We start from the raw sequence: 15,870 nt of genomic DNA, 5'->3' as shown, positions 1-15,870 counted from the left end.
GCCCGACTCATTGAGTCGGGCTTTTTTACGTCTGGAATAAAGTAAAAATACCAAGCCAATACCCCAAGCTAAGACCCCGCACCGAACTCAGTAGTGAAACACAGTAGCTCTAGGCGAGCTTCATAGAAAAACCTATACTGACACATTATTATGTGTTCACGAGCCTTGTAGACATTCTATCCGCGGCTAAAGCGCGCCTCGGCCGCACATTATATATTCTTGTGGTAGGTGCTTTAGCGGTGAATGTATATAAAGTACATTCTATATCCCTTTAATAAACCAATAGGTCTTGCATTTAACCGATACAAAATAATGCTTGATATGAAATCCATTCAACTTAGGATTACAAATTTACTCTTTTTATAAGTGAAACCCAACGCAAAATATAATCAATCGTCATTTGTTATAATTTCATTGTTGGTTTAATAGCTTACCTGTGTAAAACTACGCGAGTTAATTTAGTAAATCAGGTGACATGAATGTCGAATATAAAAGCTTGGAAACTTATAAGCTTGTTTTGTTTGATAAGCTTGCTTATGGGCTGCCAATCGAGAGAAGAGCAGTTAAAACAAACAATTCAACAATCTATTGGTAAAGCAGAGGTTGAGTTAAACAATCTAGGCAAAGCATTAGATAATGGCTCAATTCGAAATGCAGGGATATTGAAAGAGTACGTACGAATTATCAAAACAGAGCAGCCAGAGCTGTCACAAGTAGCCTCGGTGTTAGGCCGAGATGCGACACGTAATGGGGCGCTTTACAGTGGCCTCACAGAGCGTCTCAGAGATATTAAAAGTACGTATACAACCCCTCCTTATGATGAAACGTTACGTAATATAGATTTATTACGTGATGCAGCTAAGCCGACACTATTTGGTGATGCATTAACTGATCCTATAAATATGTTGGCTGATATGTCCAATGGTTCGCTTGCACGTGTTGGCGCTATTAGCCAACAAGCTGAAGGTGAACGTGAAGGCAATCAGTTAGTGGGCAACCCTAACTACGGTCACTGGGAAACTAATAGCAACGGTATTAGTTTTTGGCAGTGGTATGGAATGTACCGTATTTTTGGTGATGTATCTAGCCGTGTTGAATATGGTCGTTGGAGCCGCAATCGAAAGTATAGTTACTATAATGATTATGGTCGCGCCCGCTATACGAGTCCTAAAAGAATGAAGGCACAATCAGCACTCGCAACAAAAACTAGTCAGTCGTATCGGCGCCAAGGTAGGCAATTTACCAGCCCTTATTCGACTAAAAAGTCAGGTGCATCAGGGTTGAGTCGAAGTAGTTATACGCCACCAAAAAGCCGCAGTAGTTATAGTAAAAGATCAGGCTCAGTGCGAAATAGTTTCAGTAGAACCTCGCGTGGCATTAGGCGCGGTAAATAACGACTTGATAAAAAGAATAAGTGTTGGAGTTAAAGAATATGTCTCAATTTAATGGAATAACTATGTGGTCATTGCAAGCGCTGGCAATTGACTTTGCAATTATTATCGCGCTATTTGTTAGTCTTAAGTTTATTAAAGGCTGGGTGTCTAACTTACATGCTAATGACGAAATTACGGAACGTGATAATTTTGCTTTTGGAATTAGTTTTGCTGCGGGTTTAGTTGCTTTAGCTATTGTGCTTTCAGGTGTTAGTAGTGGTGCGTTTGCTGTTTCATTACAACAAGAAGCACTACAAATGGCAGGTTATGGTCTGTTAGCTATCGTGTTGATTAAGTTAGGTCATTTTTTTCAAGATAAAGTCGCACTACGTAAAGTAAGTCTTCACAATGAAATAGTTAAAGGTAATGTAACGGCTGCTATTATTGACTTTGGTCATGTGGTCAGTGTTGCAATTGTTATACGCTCAGCATTATTTTGGGTGGCAACAGAAGGCTGGCAAGGTCTGCCAATCGTCATAGCGGCATTTATTATTGGTAGTATTGTGTTGTTATTAATTAGCCAATATAGAGTGCAGTTATTTAAGCGCACGAATCGCAGTGGTGATTGTCTACAGCAAGCAATTGTTGATGGCAATCTTGCAGTAGGTATTCGCTATGCAGGCTTTTTAATCGGTAGCTCATTAGCGATTACAGCTGCTTCAGGAATTGCACCGTATGTAGCTGATAGTATAAATGCAAGTTTGTTATATTGGGCTATTAGTGCCTTAATTTGCTTGGCGGTATTCATTGTTTTGCACTTGATCACAATTAAAATAATCCTTTCTGGTTGCGATATTTCAGATGAAGTTAATCGTCAGAAGAATGTAGGTGTGGGTGCTATTTCTGCTGCAGTATCATTTTCTGTTGGTTTAACCATGGCTACATTACTAGGCGCATAGAGTTTGTCACATGAAACTACAGCCCCAAGTAAGTTCTCCTTACTTGGGCATGACTTTTTATTAATTACTGTTATGGCCGTACTCGCTGGGTGCGGCCTTATTTATGAATATCTTCTTTCTCATTATGCCGGACGTGTACTTGGCTCTGTTGAAAGTGCTATTTATGCGATGATTGGTACTATGATTGTTGCCATGGGGATTGGGGCATTTTTAGCGCGTTGGTTTAAAGATGCTTTTACCGCTTTTGCATGGCTAGAAAGCATTATTGCTTTGCTTGGCATGGGCTGCATTTTAGCTATAGCAGGTGTCATTGCTGTAAGTTATTCACTCCCTCATTTATTTTCGAGTATATTTAATTTACCTCCTGATGTTGTACTTAACGGTTATGTATTTCAAAAAATTCAAGAATGGTCACGTTTTTTACCCTATGTATTTGGCTTAGTTCTTGGGCTATTTATTGGTATGGAAATACCGCTTATAGCGCGTATTCGTCAACATGTTTATGGGCGGTTTCTAGAAAATAACGCCGGCACTATTTATGGCGCAGATTATATTGGAGCTGGTATTGGTGCCGCTATTTGGGTGAGTATTATGCTTTCAATGCCTATAATGCAAGCTGCAGCATGGACGGCACTTTTTAATATAATTGCAGGACTTGCCTTTTTATGGCGCTATCATACCCATGTGCGCTTTGCTAAGGCACTTTTAGTTTGCCATATAGCACTGCTGGCATTATTTGGTTTTATTTTGGTATTTGGCATTAGTTGGATGAATAGCTTAAGTAATGTGTTATACAAAGATAAAGTGATTTACTCACAAGCTACTAAATATCAACATGTTGTTTTAACCGAGCGGTTAAGTAAAAACCAGCCGCAACCTATAACCGATTTATACTTAAACGGACGCTTGCAGTTCTCAAGTGTTGATGAGCAAATATATCACTCTATGTTGGTTTACCCTGCGATGCTCGCATCAAACCGACACGATAAAGTACTGATCATTGGTGGTGGCGACGGACTCGCACTTAGAGATGTTTTAAAATGGCCAGTGAGCGAAGTAACACTCATCGACTTAGATGCACAGCTGCTTAACTTATTTGGGCATAAAGACGATGACTTTACTCCTCCTGAAAGTATCAATAACCGCTTGTTAAAACTAAATCATAAATCGATGCAAGACTCGCGTTCACACATCATAGTGGGAGATGCTTTTTTAGAAGTCGAAAATCTACTCGATCAAAATAAGCAATTTGATACTATTTTAATTGATTTACCCGATCCTAACCATCCTGATTTAAACAAAATGTACAGCGACTACTTTTACAACCATGTACGTCAATTATTGGCATCCGATGGTGCAATGGCGGTTCAATCTACCTCGCCTTATCATGCTAAAAAAGCATTTTTAAGTATAGGTAAAACGGTTAAAGCAGCTGGTTTTGGTTATGTCGAACAGTATCAACAAAATATCCCTTCGTTTGGTCAATGGGGTTGGACTATAGCCACTAAAATGGGCCAACCAGCCAGTGGACGAATTGAAAATATAAACAATATGCCAGTGCCATCTAGATGGATAAGTAAAGAATATTTACAGGCTAGCTTTATATTTCCTAACCATTACTTTGAACAAGTCAAAGATATTAAGGTCAATAGGTTAGGCTCTGGTCAACTATACGATTATTATCGTACAGCTTGGCAAGTAGAAAGTGAATTGTATAAAAATTAATAAAACACGGTTGACATAATATGTCTTCCGTGAGAATCTTAACTCAGACATAATATGTCAATCGACAAAAAGGCAGAAACATGGAATTAAATGAACTTTCAATAAAACTGGCGTCTTTTGAAACCGAAGGTGTGAGCTTTGAATCTTTCTTGATTGCCAATCCTGGTGAGCAAGATGTGCTACAAGTCATTGTTGAGGGAAATGATGAGCTTCCAATTTTTGTTACTCAAACCCAAGAGCAATTGCTGTGTATTAGTTACCTGTTTGAAAATGACGAAGTAAAAACTGAATTACGTCATGAGTTAAACGAAACATTATTACGTTTAAATGTACCTATCCCGCTAAGTGCATTTGCAAAGATTGACAACAAATACGCAATTTTTGGCGCACTATCTGTGAATTCATCGTTTGATGATATTACTCATGAATTAGTGGCTTTAGCTGATAATGCAATTGATGCTCTTGAAGCTGTGACTATCTATTTAAACGATTAATTATTGAATACTGGAGTTAAGATTATGAGTATTTTAAAGAAATTATTTACTGCCGTACGTGGTGGCGCTCGTGAAGCCGGTGAAGCCGTAGTTGATGCCAATGGTATCCGCATTTTTGAGCAAGAAATAGCAGATGCGAAAAATGCCTTACACCGTGCTAAAAAAAGCCTAACAGAAGTTATGGCTAAAGAAATGCAAACTAAGCGTAAGTTAAGTGCTCTTGATGCTTCAATTGCTGAACATGAAGCATACGCAGGACAAGCACTTGAAAAAGGTAATGAAGCATTAGCGATAGAAATAGCTGAAAAAATTGGTGATTTTGAAGCTGAAAAATCAGAGCATGAACAAGTCTTAGCTGGTTTTAGTAATCACATTGTTACGCTAAAAAAGCAAGTAAAAGATGCTGAAAAGTCAATTAAAGAAAACCAGCGTCAGCTAACTATGGTAAAAACCACAGAAAGCGTACAACAAGCGACAATGGCTGTTAATAGTACACTGAATACTAACAGCTCATCGATGACTAATGCACGTCAGTCGCTTGAGCGTATTAAGCAACGCCAGCAAGATCGTCAAGATCAACTTGGTGCAGCAAAAGAGCTTGAAGCTGATGCGAATGGCGACGATTTAAAATCAAAAATGGCCGAAGCAGGCATCGGTGATACTAATCCAAAAAGTGCAGATATTTTAGCCCGCATTAAAGCTAAGCAAAATGGTTAACATTTTTGTTTATATTCTTAAAAAGGTAACGTTGCATTCGCTCGTTGCCTTTTTTACTTAAGAGGCACCCAATGTTTAATTTTTTTAAATCGAAAAAAAAACCAGAACGTCAGTTAAGCCAACCGAGTGAACTTAAAAAAGGCGATATGCTGAGTATTATTGATTCGTTTGCTTATCCTACTTGGTTAAAAGGTCAAACAGTGCGAGTTGTTGATGTACAAACATATCAATATCAACATAGCAGTGATACCGAGTTGGTGCTTGAGACCAACAGCGGCCAAGTGGTTTTTTTGCAAATTGAGGATGAAGACGGAGAGCAATGGGCTAACTTTTCAATAAAAATCCAGCGCGACGAAGTGGATGAAATTTTTACCTTAGATGAATTTTCGCGTATTTTTGATGAAGATGAATTAACTCATATAACAGTTAATAATACGCCTGAGCGTTATATACAGTTTTTAGCTAAAAGCTATCAACAAAGTGAGTCAGCATTCGTTTGTTACTTTCATAAGCAAGATTATCGTCATCAAGCATTACCACGCTATGAACAAGACGGTGGAGAACCCTGTGAAATGATTTGTTTAGCGTCAGATGATGAAAGCCACAGCCTTAATATTGAAATTTGGGATGGCGGTGAAACTGAGGTCTCACTTACGCTTACTCGTCCAGTCTCTGATATTGTTGATTTGTTCCCCGGAGACGGTAAGTGAGTGATGCAAAGGCCAAATGGCAACGCCAAGAGCAGGCCGTAAGGGCAACTCAAATGGCCTTTGACTTAAGTAGCGAAGTGCAAAAATCAATAAAAAAACAAGCGATTGACCAAGAACTTACACCGTCGGATATGATTCGTAAAATTTTGGCTCTTGATGTAAAGTCAAAAAAAACCCGCCAGCGTTTATCGTTTAACCTTAATGATGAAGAAATAGCTTTATTAGCAGAGCGCTTTGACGTTGATGCTGATGATAAGCGCGCAGTTAAACAACAGGTTGCTGAGCTATTAATTGCGCACACCAATAAGCTTTAGTCTTTTGCCTTTGTTGAGCTAAGTCCTTACACTGAGTATAAATCATTATAATAACGAGTTGTTGTGAATACAGTTTTAATCGCTTACTTATTAATATTTGCTTTATTTGGCACCGCAGCTAGTTATTTTGTGCGCTTTATTTATGCTTATTGGGTTAAAAATCAAATGCCAATAGAGTATATTTTTAAGGCCTGTGCTTGTATTGTCGTAGTCATCGTGATCTCTGCACTAATGCCATTATTGGCTTAGCCCATTAAACACTATGTTTATTTTAGATTAAACGACTGGCATGGGTTGCTAATACATAATGTTTGTATTGGCAGTATCGGTAAACAATCACTGGCTCCGCTGGCTTGATTGGCTATTGTCACTTGCTCTGTAATTTTATTTGCTAGTTGCTCTGCGGCTTTTTGCTCAGTATTTAACGTTGAACAGGCAACCAATTCGTTAAGTGCTTGGTTAGATTATGAGAGGTTGTCAGCGTTATTTGAGCCTGTGCTTACAGCCACTAACAAATTAATAAACCGGCTATCACTAATTTAGAATATGAAACCACTTCATATAATTTCCTTTAATAAACACTTTTCGCATCGCCTTCAATCTCAACACATTTATTTTCTACACATTGTGCACTAGGTGCAGATAAATGCTGGCAAATACTCATCATACCGGTTTGGGCATTAAATTGACTTTCTTGCGCTGTTACTTTATCCGCAAGCTGTTCTATTTTTTGCAGATTAGTGGTTTTGTTAGAATATACGATATAACTACTTGGGCCACCGCAAGCACGATTACCTACCGGGAGTACTTGGCACTGTGTGCTGCTATCACACCGAGTGTCAATTTGGGCGTTAAGTTGTTTACGAGTTTGTTGAATACTTTCTTTGCTGACTGAGGTTTTGGATTGTGGAGTTATTTTTGTATTTATAGGTTTTTCGACTTCATTATCTGCCGGTGTCAGTGAGTTCTTGCCCGTGTCTGCGTCTGTGCAAGCAGACAAACAAAGAGGTAATAAAACAGCAAAAATAGGTAGACGCATAAATAACCGTAAATGTGATCACAATGAATTACTATCATACACGGTGTATTTTTCACGGCAATAAAAAACCAGCATTATCAAATGTAAGCCTTGCAGTGAGCGCGGCTTTAATGCCGCGCTTTTAAGGTGTGTAGTTGAAATTCTACAAACCGCCTCGCGTAAGTTTGGTTGGGTTAAGTAGCTTTTCAAGTTCGCTGCGTGGTAAGTCAGTTTCTTGCTCTGCAACATCGATAATCGGCTTACCACTTTTATAAGCTTGCTTAGCGATTTTAGCTGCTTTTTCATAACCAATTACGGGGTTGAGTGCAGTTACCAAGATTGGATTTTTTGCCAGCGCTTTATCTAAATTATCTTCTCTAACAGTAAAGCTAGTAATTGCTTTGTCGGCCATTAGCTGGCTACTATTTGCTAATAATTCAATGCTTTGTAAAGTGTTATAAGCAATTACAGGTAGCATAACATTAAGCTCAAAATTACCAGATTGGCCGGCGACAGTAATCGTTGCATCATTACCAATTACTTGTGCGCTTACCATGGCGGCAGCTTCAGGAATTACGGGGTTTACTTTGCCTGGCATAATTGATGAGCCAGGCTGTAATGCTTCAAGTTCTATTTCACCAAGCCCAGCAAGGGGTCCTGAGTTCATCCAGCGTAAGTCATTGGCTATTTTCATTTGTGCTACGGCTAGCACTTTTAATTGACCCGAAAGTGCGACAATGGCATCTTGCGAGCCAATATTATAAAAGAAGTTTTTGCTGGGACTGAAACGAATACCGACATTAGCGCTGAGGCTTTTACAAAATTGCTCAGAAAATGCAGGATCAGCATTAATACCGGTACCTACAGCTGTACCACCTTGGGCAAGCATAGTAACCGTTTCTAGGCTATGTTGAATACCAGTCATGGCGTTATCAACTTGCTGTTGCCAAGCACCTAAGGTTTGCGCAAAGGTCACTGGCATAGCATCCATTAAATGAGTACGTCCTGTTTTAACCACTTCGCCAATCTCAGACTTTTTAGTTTCGAGTGTTTGCGATAAGTGAGTAAGAGCAGGAAATAGCTCATAAACTAAATTTATTGCACTACTTACCGCGATAGTTGTTGGGATCACATCATTAGAGCTTTGCCCCATGTTTACATCATCATTTGGGTGAATATCTTCTTCACCATAGCGGGAGGCGAGAGTGGCAATAACCTCGTTAGCATTCATATTTGTGCTAGTGCCTGAGCCAGTTTGAAAAATATCTACAGGAAAGTGCTCAAGATGCTGGCCATCTATAATTTCTTGGCATGCTTTCTCAATTGCTTGTGCCTTAGGCTTACTTAAATGATTTAACTCACAGTTACTTTGTGCTGCAGCTTGTTTTACATAAGCAAGTGCGGTTATAAATTGCTTAGGCATCGTTAAGCCGCTTACTGTAAAGTTGTTGACGGCACGCTGTGTTTGCGCTTTATATAAAGCATCTATTGGGACTTGTAGTTCGCCCATGCTGTCTGATTCGGTTCTAAATGTGCTCATATTAGCTCCTAAAATGGGTTGAATTCGTGACTGAGAATACGGGCTTCTCGTTCGAGGATGAGATATTTTTCAATACCATTATGGGTTTTATAAAAGCGCTTTAAGGCCATTTGTGATTTATAAAGCTGTTCTAAACATTGTTTTCTGATGGTGTTATGTACTAACGAATCGCACATCTTGTTAATTAGTTCATGAAAAGTGCGTCGTAAGTATAGCTCTTGCAATAATATGTTATGATTTTTTTCATAGCATTTAGCAACCATCAAACCTGCTTCTATATAGTTTGCAACTAAAGCTGGAGCATGTAACCCCGGACGGTGACATACACATTTCATTTGGTGTTGATAATAAAGTATAGCTTGATGTGGATGCATAACAAAACCGCTTAGATGTAACGATAATAGTTATCATTACATCTAAGCGGTTTATTCGCAAGTTTCTTTTATTGGCAGATCATATTGGCAAGTATGATGACTTTTAATTATAGCCAAGAATAAAAGCTTGGTCTGTCGCATGATGGCTTTCTTCCTTGTTATTTACCTCTGATAATAAGTTGATGACAGTGGCTCTTTCGTCTACAGCTAAGCTGTTATCTAGTTTACTTTTTTCGCTTGCAGCAAACGCTGCATCTAATGCTGTATAAGGGGAAATATACATAGTTACTCTCCAGTTTAGTTGCTTAAAACTAAGATTGCATAAGTCATACCAATCAAAATGATTATTTGTAACTAACTGAATTATTGATACTTATTGTTATTCTAGCTATTTAATAGAAGACAAAAGTAAGTAAGTTTGCTCTACTGGTGACCATAATTTTCCAAACTTGGTGCAAAACAGCATGATCAAACCATACTCGCAAGCCTGTGAAAATAATAAAGAACCAATACTTTTAGTATTAAAAAGTTATTTTTGTGATGTCGGAAATGTATTAGAAGTAGGCTCAGGAACAGGGCAACACAGTGTGTATTTTGCTGCCCACTTACCTCATTTACAGTGGCATACTAGCGATCGGGTAATAAATCATGCAGCGATTGAATTATGGCACCGAGAAGTGCAACTGAGTAATTTACATTTACCTATAGAGCTTGATCTTAATAATACTTGGCCGGTTAATAAAATAGACGCTATTTTTAGTGCAAATACATTACATATTATTAGCTGGACGTTAGTCGAGCGGTTTTTTACTGAAGTCAAAGTGCACTTACCAAGCCAAGGCAAGCTTGCTATTTACGGACCTTTTAAGTATCAAGGACAATATACAAGCGAGAGTAACCAAGCGTTTGATCAGTTTTTAAAACGACAAGATGAACAAAGTGGTATTCGCGACTTTGAGGCAATTTTAAAATTAGCAGAGCAAGCAGGTCTTATTCTTGAGGATGATATTAAAATGCCTGCAAATAACCAAATTTTATTGTTTAAACGGCAGTAGCGTTTGGCATTGCTGGTGATAAATTTTTAAGTGACTGCTTTCACGTTTTAAAAAGTCCGCAATGGCTAAACGAAACTCTGGATGAGCAATCGCGTGTGCTGAATAGGTAAATACGCTTTCAAATCCACGGCTGATTTTATGCTCCCCTTGAGCGCCCGAGTGAAAGCAATTTAGGTTATGTTTAATGCAGTATTCAATACCTTGGTAGTAACATAGCTCAAAGTGCAGGCAGTCAACGTCTGCGCTTGCTCCCCAGTAACGACCATATAAGGTTTGCCCGTCAATAAAGCTTAATGTTGCAGCAATAAGCTGAGCACCATGTTTTGCTTGCATAATTACTAATTTATCGGCCATTAAATTGTACAGCAAAGTGAAAAACTGCGGGTTTAAATAACCCAAGTGGCCAGAACGTTTTAAATAAGTGCGCTGATAAAATTCACAGAATTGCTCGACAATAGCCGCTGTTATTTGCTCGCCTTGCAACCACTCTATAGTAATGCCTTGTTGGGTTATTTTAGCGCGCTCTTTTTTAATGGCTTTTCGCTTACGTGCCGTAAGTTGTAGTAAAAAATCATCAAAATGAGTATAAGATCTATTAAACCACTGAAACTGCACTCCTAAGCGTCGCATTGCTGAGTGCTCACTAAGTGCCTCTACCTGTTGCTCTGAGCAAAAGTTAATATGCCAACCAGACCAGCCATTTTCTTGGCATTGCTGATCAAGTAGCTGGCTAATATATTTATAAATCAATGTTGGTGTTTTGTGCTTAATGGCAATACGTGGCCCTTCAACCGGGCTAAACGGCGAGCCCGATATCCATTTTGGGTAATAATCTAAGCCGTTTTTATCATAGGCTTCAGCCCATGCCCAATCAAATACGTACTCGCCGTAAGAGTGCGTTTTTACATAGCCTGGGGCAAGTGCTACCAATTGCTCGTGCTGATAAATTGCTAAGTGTTTTGGCTGCCAGCCTGTAGTTTCATTAACACAACCACTTTGCTCAAGCGCTAATAAAAAACCATGATCAGTAAAAGGGTTATCTGAAAAAAAAGTTTGCCATGTTGTGGCATCTATCTCAGTAATGCTATTAAGCCAGCGATAGCTAAATAATTGTTGTTCAGTCATTGTTATTTTCAACAGCCTTTATAAATATCGCCATTTGTTCTGTTAACTCATTAAAGTAAGGGTTAAAAGTTAAACGCTGTAGAGGTGCATATTTCGCTAAATTGTGCGCTGTGCGTTCTCCCATATTAGGATCTGGATTACTTTTACACTGCTTATAAAGTATATCATCGTTCAAGTAACTGCCACAATTTCGGTAGTGGGCGCTCACTCCGTAGTGTGGGTTGTCAGGGGCGTTAGGAATAGCAATATGGGATATATTGAAAATGTTTTTACACAACTCTTTATTACACTGTGGATTTATTACGATGTAACCTTTGGCAAAATCAGTCGGGATCGCGGCTTTATTACCATAAAAAATCAGTCTATCTAATTTGTTTGCGGGGCGCTTTTTCGGGTCGTGTAAGGTATTTAATAGTTGCAACGTCGCTTGGTTGTCTATCGTGGTATCAGCTTCGCTAAATGCACTAAAAATAGCTAGGTTAGGAATAGTACGTTTTTGTATGCTTGCCTGTGATACCGCGGCCATTGCTTCGTCAGCTGCTGCAGCGGCATTAAATGGAAACGATTCATACTTGGCAAAATCAATGTCGGCATCTTCATCAATCCAGTCAATAAATGGAATGTAATCAATCCACTTGGCAAGCCAGCCGTTTTTATTATGTGGCTCGCTCGCAGGTGAAAATAGCATAACACCTGAAAGCTTAGGGTTAACGGGTTTAGACGTTATATAATCAATAATCAAAGCTGTACCTGTTGAATAACCTCCTAATAAAACCTGATCAAAATCTTCAACGGTTTGCTTAATTGCATATTGTGTTGCTTGTTGCCATTTTTTGGCTGATATAGAGCTCAATGCATCAGCTGCAGTTCCGTGGCCTGGCAATAACAAAGTGCGAACGGTGTAGCCTTGTTTGTAATAAAAGGCGGCTAAATCATGATAAGTAAAAGGTGAGTCGGTTAAGCCATGGATAAGTAAAACTGCTTTTTGGTTGTTGCTTTGCTGTAATTCAAAGGGAGCAATTAAGTCATTAACAGTCGCATCTGCAGGGCGTGCACCTTGACGCACTAGCAGTTTATAAGTATCCGTTATTATAGGACAAGGTAGTTTTGAGCGCGGATTTTTAATAGCTATATGCTGATAAGCAAATTTTAAATATTCACTAAATGGACGGTTGCTCGCAAAGTTGAAGGAAGGCGCTGGAGTGTCATTTTCAAAACGAAATAAACCTTGCTCCTTGCTTTGCATTATAAGTTGCGTGTCGGTTAATTGCTCAAGGCAAGTTTGTCCTTCGGCTTGTGCGCTTAATGTTACCGTGGTGATTAGTAGCAAAAATAATTTTTTTATCTTAATTGTTAGGCTCATCAGTACTTGTAGTATAGTTTTTAAGACACGCGGTTAGCTTATCGAGTTCTAACGGTTTTGCAAGGTGTTGATTACATCCAACTGCGAGAGCGTGGGCTTTATCTTGTGGCATAACATCAGCTGTGAGTGCAATAATTGGGAGCTCAGAAGCTGTTTTGAATTCACGGATAAGCGCTGTGGCGCGGTAGCCATCCATTACCGGCATTTGGCAGTCCATTAACACTAGATCGAACGACTGTTGTTTCACTTGCTCTACAGCCAACTTTCCGTTACCAACAATTGTCGGTGTAATCATCAATGAGTCGAGCATGGCTTTGATAACCAACTGATTAATTGGATTATCTTCAGCAACTAAAATACGTAATGTTGATAAGTCTTGTGGTACTACTTGATTAACCGTTTGTTGTTTGGCTTCACATTGAGCGAGTTTAAGTGAAAAAGTAAAGGTAGAACCTTCGCCTTCTTTACTATGCAAGGTGATATCGCCTTGCATTAAATTACTTAGTTCTTTGGCGATAGTTAGGCCTAAACCTGTACCACCAAACTGCCTTGAGGTTGAGCTATCGGCTTGAGTAAATGCATCAAATAAAGTGGCCTGTTGAGCTTGTGAAATGCCAATACCGGTATCAGTAACAGCAATATTTATCTCTATTGTATGCTCGTTTATAGGGCTTGCTGTAGCGCTCATGGTTACTTGCCCTTGGGTTGTAAACTTAATTGCATTACTTGATAGGTTAAGCAGTACTTGCTCAATACGGGTGGGATCGCCCAAAAACCAACCTTCTGTTGGTAGTTGATTATTCACCTGCCAAACAATGCCTTTGGTATTAGCACTTTGCTCAAACATGCTATTAATTCGTTGGATTAGCGCGTTGAAGTCAAAAGGGGTTACCTCTAAAACTAATTTATCAGACTCAATTTTAGAAATATCGAGCACATCATTTATCAAGCTAAGTAAAATTTTTGATGATAGCCCTATTTTATCAAGGTAATTCAATAAGGTTTTAGCGCTATCTTGTTGATGCGCTAAGCTTGAAAAGCCAATTATTGCGTTTAAAGGTGTACGTATTTCATGGCTCATATTGGCCAAAAAACGGCTTTTAGCTTGGTTAGCAAAGTCTGATTGCTTTTTAGCCTTTACTAATGAGCGAGTTCGCTCTTTTACTAACCGAGTTAAAGCGACATGCTGGTGGTTAAATAACAACAGTACCAATAAAATAAGCGCCGTAACAAAAACCTGTAAAAATAATAAAAACAGGGTTAGTTGATTATTGTGATGGGATAAAAACTGCTCTTTAAGGGTTAATTCTAAGTGCCAAGTTTGGCTAGCAAAGTTAATATCAAAGGCTGCGGTTTCAAGGCCTTTGGCGGGCTTTATGGTTTTATCTTTATTACTATAAAATGGTGTTTTTTTACCTTGTTCGTAAATACTTAAAGTAAACATTTCAAATTGTTCGGCACTGAGAGCTTTAGAAATTATGCTCTCGACTAAAAACACCCCTGTGGCATAGCCTTTTATTAATTCTTGTTCGTTATTTTGCTGGTAAACAGGTGCAAATAATAAATAGGCTGCTTGTGGCTGCTGCATTTTTAATAGTTGAATAATTTCAGAGCCAACAGGCCGGTAACGTAACTCAGGCTTTAATAAAGAGGCTCTTCGATCGGGCTTTGAAAATAGGTTATAGCCAATCACATTTTTATTTTCATCATAAGGAGCGCTATATTTAATAATCACGAGTGGATCACTTTTTGTAAGTGATGGCCCTTCAATAGTTATATTTTTTTGGTAAACCTCGCTAAGTTGCCCGGCTAATTCTGTTCGTTGAGACTGCGCAGCTTTAATATTCCATGACATTGCGCGAATAAACTCATGCTGATGGAGTAGTTCTTCAGTGTAACTATTAAACTCTTGTAGGCTTAGAGTTGGGGTTGCTTGAATTTTTCCTGCTAAGCTTTGCACGGCGATTAAACTACGATTTATATAACGGTATAAACTGTTCTCAATGACTCGAGTTTCTCGTTCCGCAATTTTAATTCCGTTAGAGCGAGTTTCTTGGTTATATAATTTTGATGTTGCAGCCACAGAAATAAACAGCACTAAACATACTGTTATGGTGGGTAATGAGGTTATATAGTTTTGTTTTTTCTTAATTTGTATAAGTGCGAGTAAAAAGGGCGCGGTGATTAATACGCCTAGTATATCGCCAAGCCACCAAAATATAACATTATTCCAATGGTTTTCGCTGCTATATAAAGGGTTAAAAAAGCTTAATCCGAGCATGCCGATATTAGCAGATATAGCGCTTACCGCTATGGCAATCACTAAAATGAAATAGAATATAGATTTACGTTTTTTTAAGTAAAGAGGATGACCAAGCCTGTATTTTAAAAGAGCGGCGCCAATCATGCCTTGTAACACAACCCCAAAGCCAATTAAGGTAACTTCTTTTAAAGTGTTGCCAACCAGTATCTGCTCACCAGTTAGGTTATCGTGAATGCTCAGGTTAAAGAATATCGAGGCTAAAAAGAGTGCGGGTACAAAGCGCCACCACCAAATAAAACAACCAACAAGCGCAATTCCAGCAGGCAGCCAAATAGGTATAACTTGAGATTCAAATGCAAAGTTAGTAAGCAGCTTACCTGTTAAAAAGTAGCCAAATGCAAAAAGGATATAAAATACCAACGAAAAGCGTGGTGACAGAAAAACCTTCACATACTTCCTTATTAACTAGGATGAGTTGACCTTTAACTTATTATCAAGAGTAGTTGATTTACAGATGCTTTTACAGCGGTAAATTATATTTACTAAATGATTGCTTTAGCACTACTGTCGATTCTATATTAGCAATAAAATTAATCGTTCCAAGCTTATATTTAACAAAATATGTAGTGTGGCTGCCTAATAAACACACAGTAATGTAGCATAAATAGCAAACACGCTGTCCTAAAGGGGATTAACTATTTGTTGCCTAAAAGGATGCAGATAAAGGGCGTGATCAGGACGCGCAAGCTTTGCTCTGATTTTACTTAGTCCACTAGGTTACAAATCTCGCGCCGCGATTAAATCGTCCCTAGGTTGAACAAGTTTTACTCCTGTAAGGTC

The 15,870-nt window shown here is 38.7% G+C and carries 17 protein-coding genes and 1 pseudogene; 9 read left to right on the top strand and 9 right to left on the bottom strand.

All coding sequences use genetic code 11. The annotated features are described in order from the left end of the window. The first annotated feature begins 479 nt into the window (after window positions 1-479). The 8 genes from ACT3RM_RS13300 (at window position 480) to ACT3RM_RS13265 (ending at window position 6,541) form a co-directional block, all read left to right on the top strand. Window positions 480-1,394, top strand: a complete 915-nt coding sequence (locus ACT3RM_RS13300; RefSeq protein WP_441992947.1) for a CHAD domain-containing protein — start codon at window positions 480-482, stop codon at window positions 1,392-1,394. Between the two features lie 38 nt (window positions 1,395-1,432). Further along, on the top strand, window positions 1,433-2,332 hold the full coding sequence (locus tag ACT3RM_RS13295) for a DUF350 domain-containing protein (RefSeq protein ID WP_441836187.1): 900 nt from the start codon (window positions 1,433-1,435) through the stop codon (window positions 2,330-2,332). 72 nt (window positions 2,333-2,404) lie between these two features. Continuing rightward, window positions 2,405-4,057, top strand: coding sequence for a polyamine aminopropyltransferase (locus ACT3RM_RS13290; RefSeq protein ID WP_441836198.1), 1,653 nt, complete (start codon window positions 2,405-2,407; stop codon window positions 4,055-4,057). An 80-nt stretch (window positions 4,058-4,137) separates the two neighbouring features. Next, a complete protein-coding gene (locus ACT3RM_RS13285) occupies window positions 4,138-4,551 on the top strand; it encodes a YjfI family protein (protein WP_441836188.1) in 414 nt (137 codons plus the stop codon). 24 nt (window positions 4,552-4,575) lie between these two features. Next, window positions 4,576-5,268: a PspA/IM30 family protein gene (locus ACT3RM_RS13280; RefSeq protein ID WP_441836189.1), complete on the top strand. Its 693-nt coding sequence runs from the start codon at window positions 4,576-4,578 to the stop codon at window positions 5,266-5,268. Between the two features lie 71 nt (window positions 5,269-5,339). Beyond that, complete coding sequence (locus tag ACT3RM_RS13275) at window positions 5,340-5,978, top strand: DUF4178 domain-containing protein (RefSeq protein ID WP_441836190.1); 639 nt, start codon at window positions 5,340-5,342, stop codon at window positions 5,976-5,978. Then, window positions 5,975-6,292, top strand: a complete 318-nt coding sequence (locus ACT3RM_RS13270; protein ID WP_441836191.1) for a hypothetical protein — start codon at window positions 5,975-5,977, stop codon at window positions 6,290-6,292. Before ACT3RM_RS13275 ends, ACT3RM_RS13270 begins: the two co-directional genes overlap by 4 nt. Window positions 6,293-6,355: 63 nt before the next feature. Next, a complete protein-coding gene (locus ACT3RM_RS13265; RefSeq protein WP_441836192.1) occupies window positions 6,356-6,541 on the top strand; it encodes a hypothetical protein in 186 nt (61 codons plus the stop codon). A 17-nt stretch (window positions 6,542-6,558) separates the two neighbouring features. Here the strand turns inward: ACT3RM_RS13265 and ACT3RM_RS13260 are convergent, their stop codons facing one another. The 5 genes from ACT3RM_RS13260 to ACT3RM_RS13240 all read right to left on the bottom strand — a co-directional run bounded on the left by ACT3RM_RS13260 (window position 6,559) and on the right by ACT3RM_RS13240 (window position 9,507). After that, entirely contained in the window at window positions 6,559-6,735 is a 177-nt protein-coding gene (locus ACT3RM_RS13260; protein ID WP_441995894.1) for a hypothetical protein, read from the bottom strand. Window positions 6,736-6,863: 128 nt separating this feature from the next. Next, entirely contained in the window at window positions 6,864-7,331 is a 468-nt protein-coding gene (locus ACT3RM_RS13255; RefSeq protein WP_441836193.1) for a hypothetical protein, read from the bottom strand. A 142-nt stretch (window positions 7,332-7,473) separates the two neighbouring features. Next, on the bottom strand, window positions 7,474-8,850 hold the full coding sequence (locus ACT3RM_RS13250) for a class II fumarate hydratase (RefSeq protein WP_441836194.1): 1,377 nt from the start codon (window positions 8,848-8,850) through the stop codon (window positions 7,474-7,476). A gap of 8 nt (window positions 8,851-8,858) precedes the next feature. Next, on the bottom strand, window positions 8,859-9,224 hold the full coding sequence (locus ACT3RM_RS13245; protein ID WP_441836195.1) for a hypothetical protein: 366 nt from the start codon (window positions 9,222-9,224) through the stop codon (window positions 8,859-8,861). Between the two features lie 103 nt (window positions 9,225-9,327). Beyond that, window positions 9,328-9,507, bottom strand: a complete 180-nt coding sequence (locus ACT3RM_RS13240) for a hypothetical protein (RefSeq protein ID WP_441836196.1) — start codon at window positions 9,505-9,507, stop codon at window positions 9,328-9,330. 181 nt (window positions 9,508-9,688) lie between these two features. Between ACT3RM_RS13240 and ACT3RM_RS13235 the strand changes: the two genes are divergently transcribed. Beyond that, complete coding sequence (locus ACT3RM_RS13235) at window positions 9,689-10,279, top strand: DUF938 domain-containing protein (protein WP_441836197.1); 591 nt, start codon at window positions 9,689-9,691, stop codon at window positions 10,277-10,279. Here ACT3RM_RS13235 and ACT3RM_RS13230 read toward each other — a convergent pair. The 4 genes and pseudogenes from ACT3RM_RS13230 to ACT3RM_RS13215 form a co-directional block, all read right to left on the bottom strand. Beyond that, window positions 10,259-11,404, bottom strand: coding sequence for a GNAT family N-acetyltransferase (locus tag ACT3RM_RS13230; RefSeq protein ID WP_441992949.1), 1,146 nt, complete (start codon window positions 11,402-11,404; stop codon window positions 10,259-10,261). The genes ACT3RM_RS13235 and ACT3RM_RS13230 overlap by 21 nt on opposite strands. Beyond that, window positions 11,397-12,767: an alpha/beta hydrolase gene (locus ACT3RM_RS13225; RefSeq protein ID WP_441836585.1), complete on the bottom strand. Its 1,371-nt coding sequence runs from the start codon at window positions 12,765-12,767 to the stop codon at window positions 11,397-11,399. The genes ACT3RM_RS13230 and ACT3RM_RS13225 overlap by 8 nt, the downstream gene beginning before the upstream one ends. Then, window positions 12,751-15,480 (bottom strand): ATP-binding protein, encoded by a 2,730-nt coding sequence (locus tag ACT3RM_RS13220; protein WP_441992950.1) that lies wholly within the window; start codon window positions 15,478-15,480, stop codon window positions 12,751-12,753. Before ACT3RM_RS13220 ends, ACT3RM_RS13225 begins: the two co-directional genes overlap by 17 nt. Window positions 15,481-15,550: 70 nt before the next feature. After that, window positions 15,551-15,649 (bottom strand): annotated as a pseudogene (locus ACT3RM_RS13215) (Lrp/AsnC family transcriptional regulator); the annotation flags it as partial. Between the last annotated feature and the right edge of the window lie 221 nt (window positions 15,650-15,870).

This window comes from Pseudoalteromonas sp. AOP7-A1-14 (assembly GCF_052376275.1).
Taxonomy (GTDB): domain Bacteria; phylum Pseudomonadota; class Gammaproteobacteria; order Enterobacterales; family Alteromonadaceae; genus Pseudoalteromonas.
Note: the sequence above shows the minus strand (reverse complement) of the source record. Positions and strands in the feature narration are given on the sequence as shown.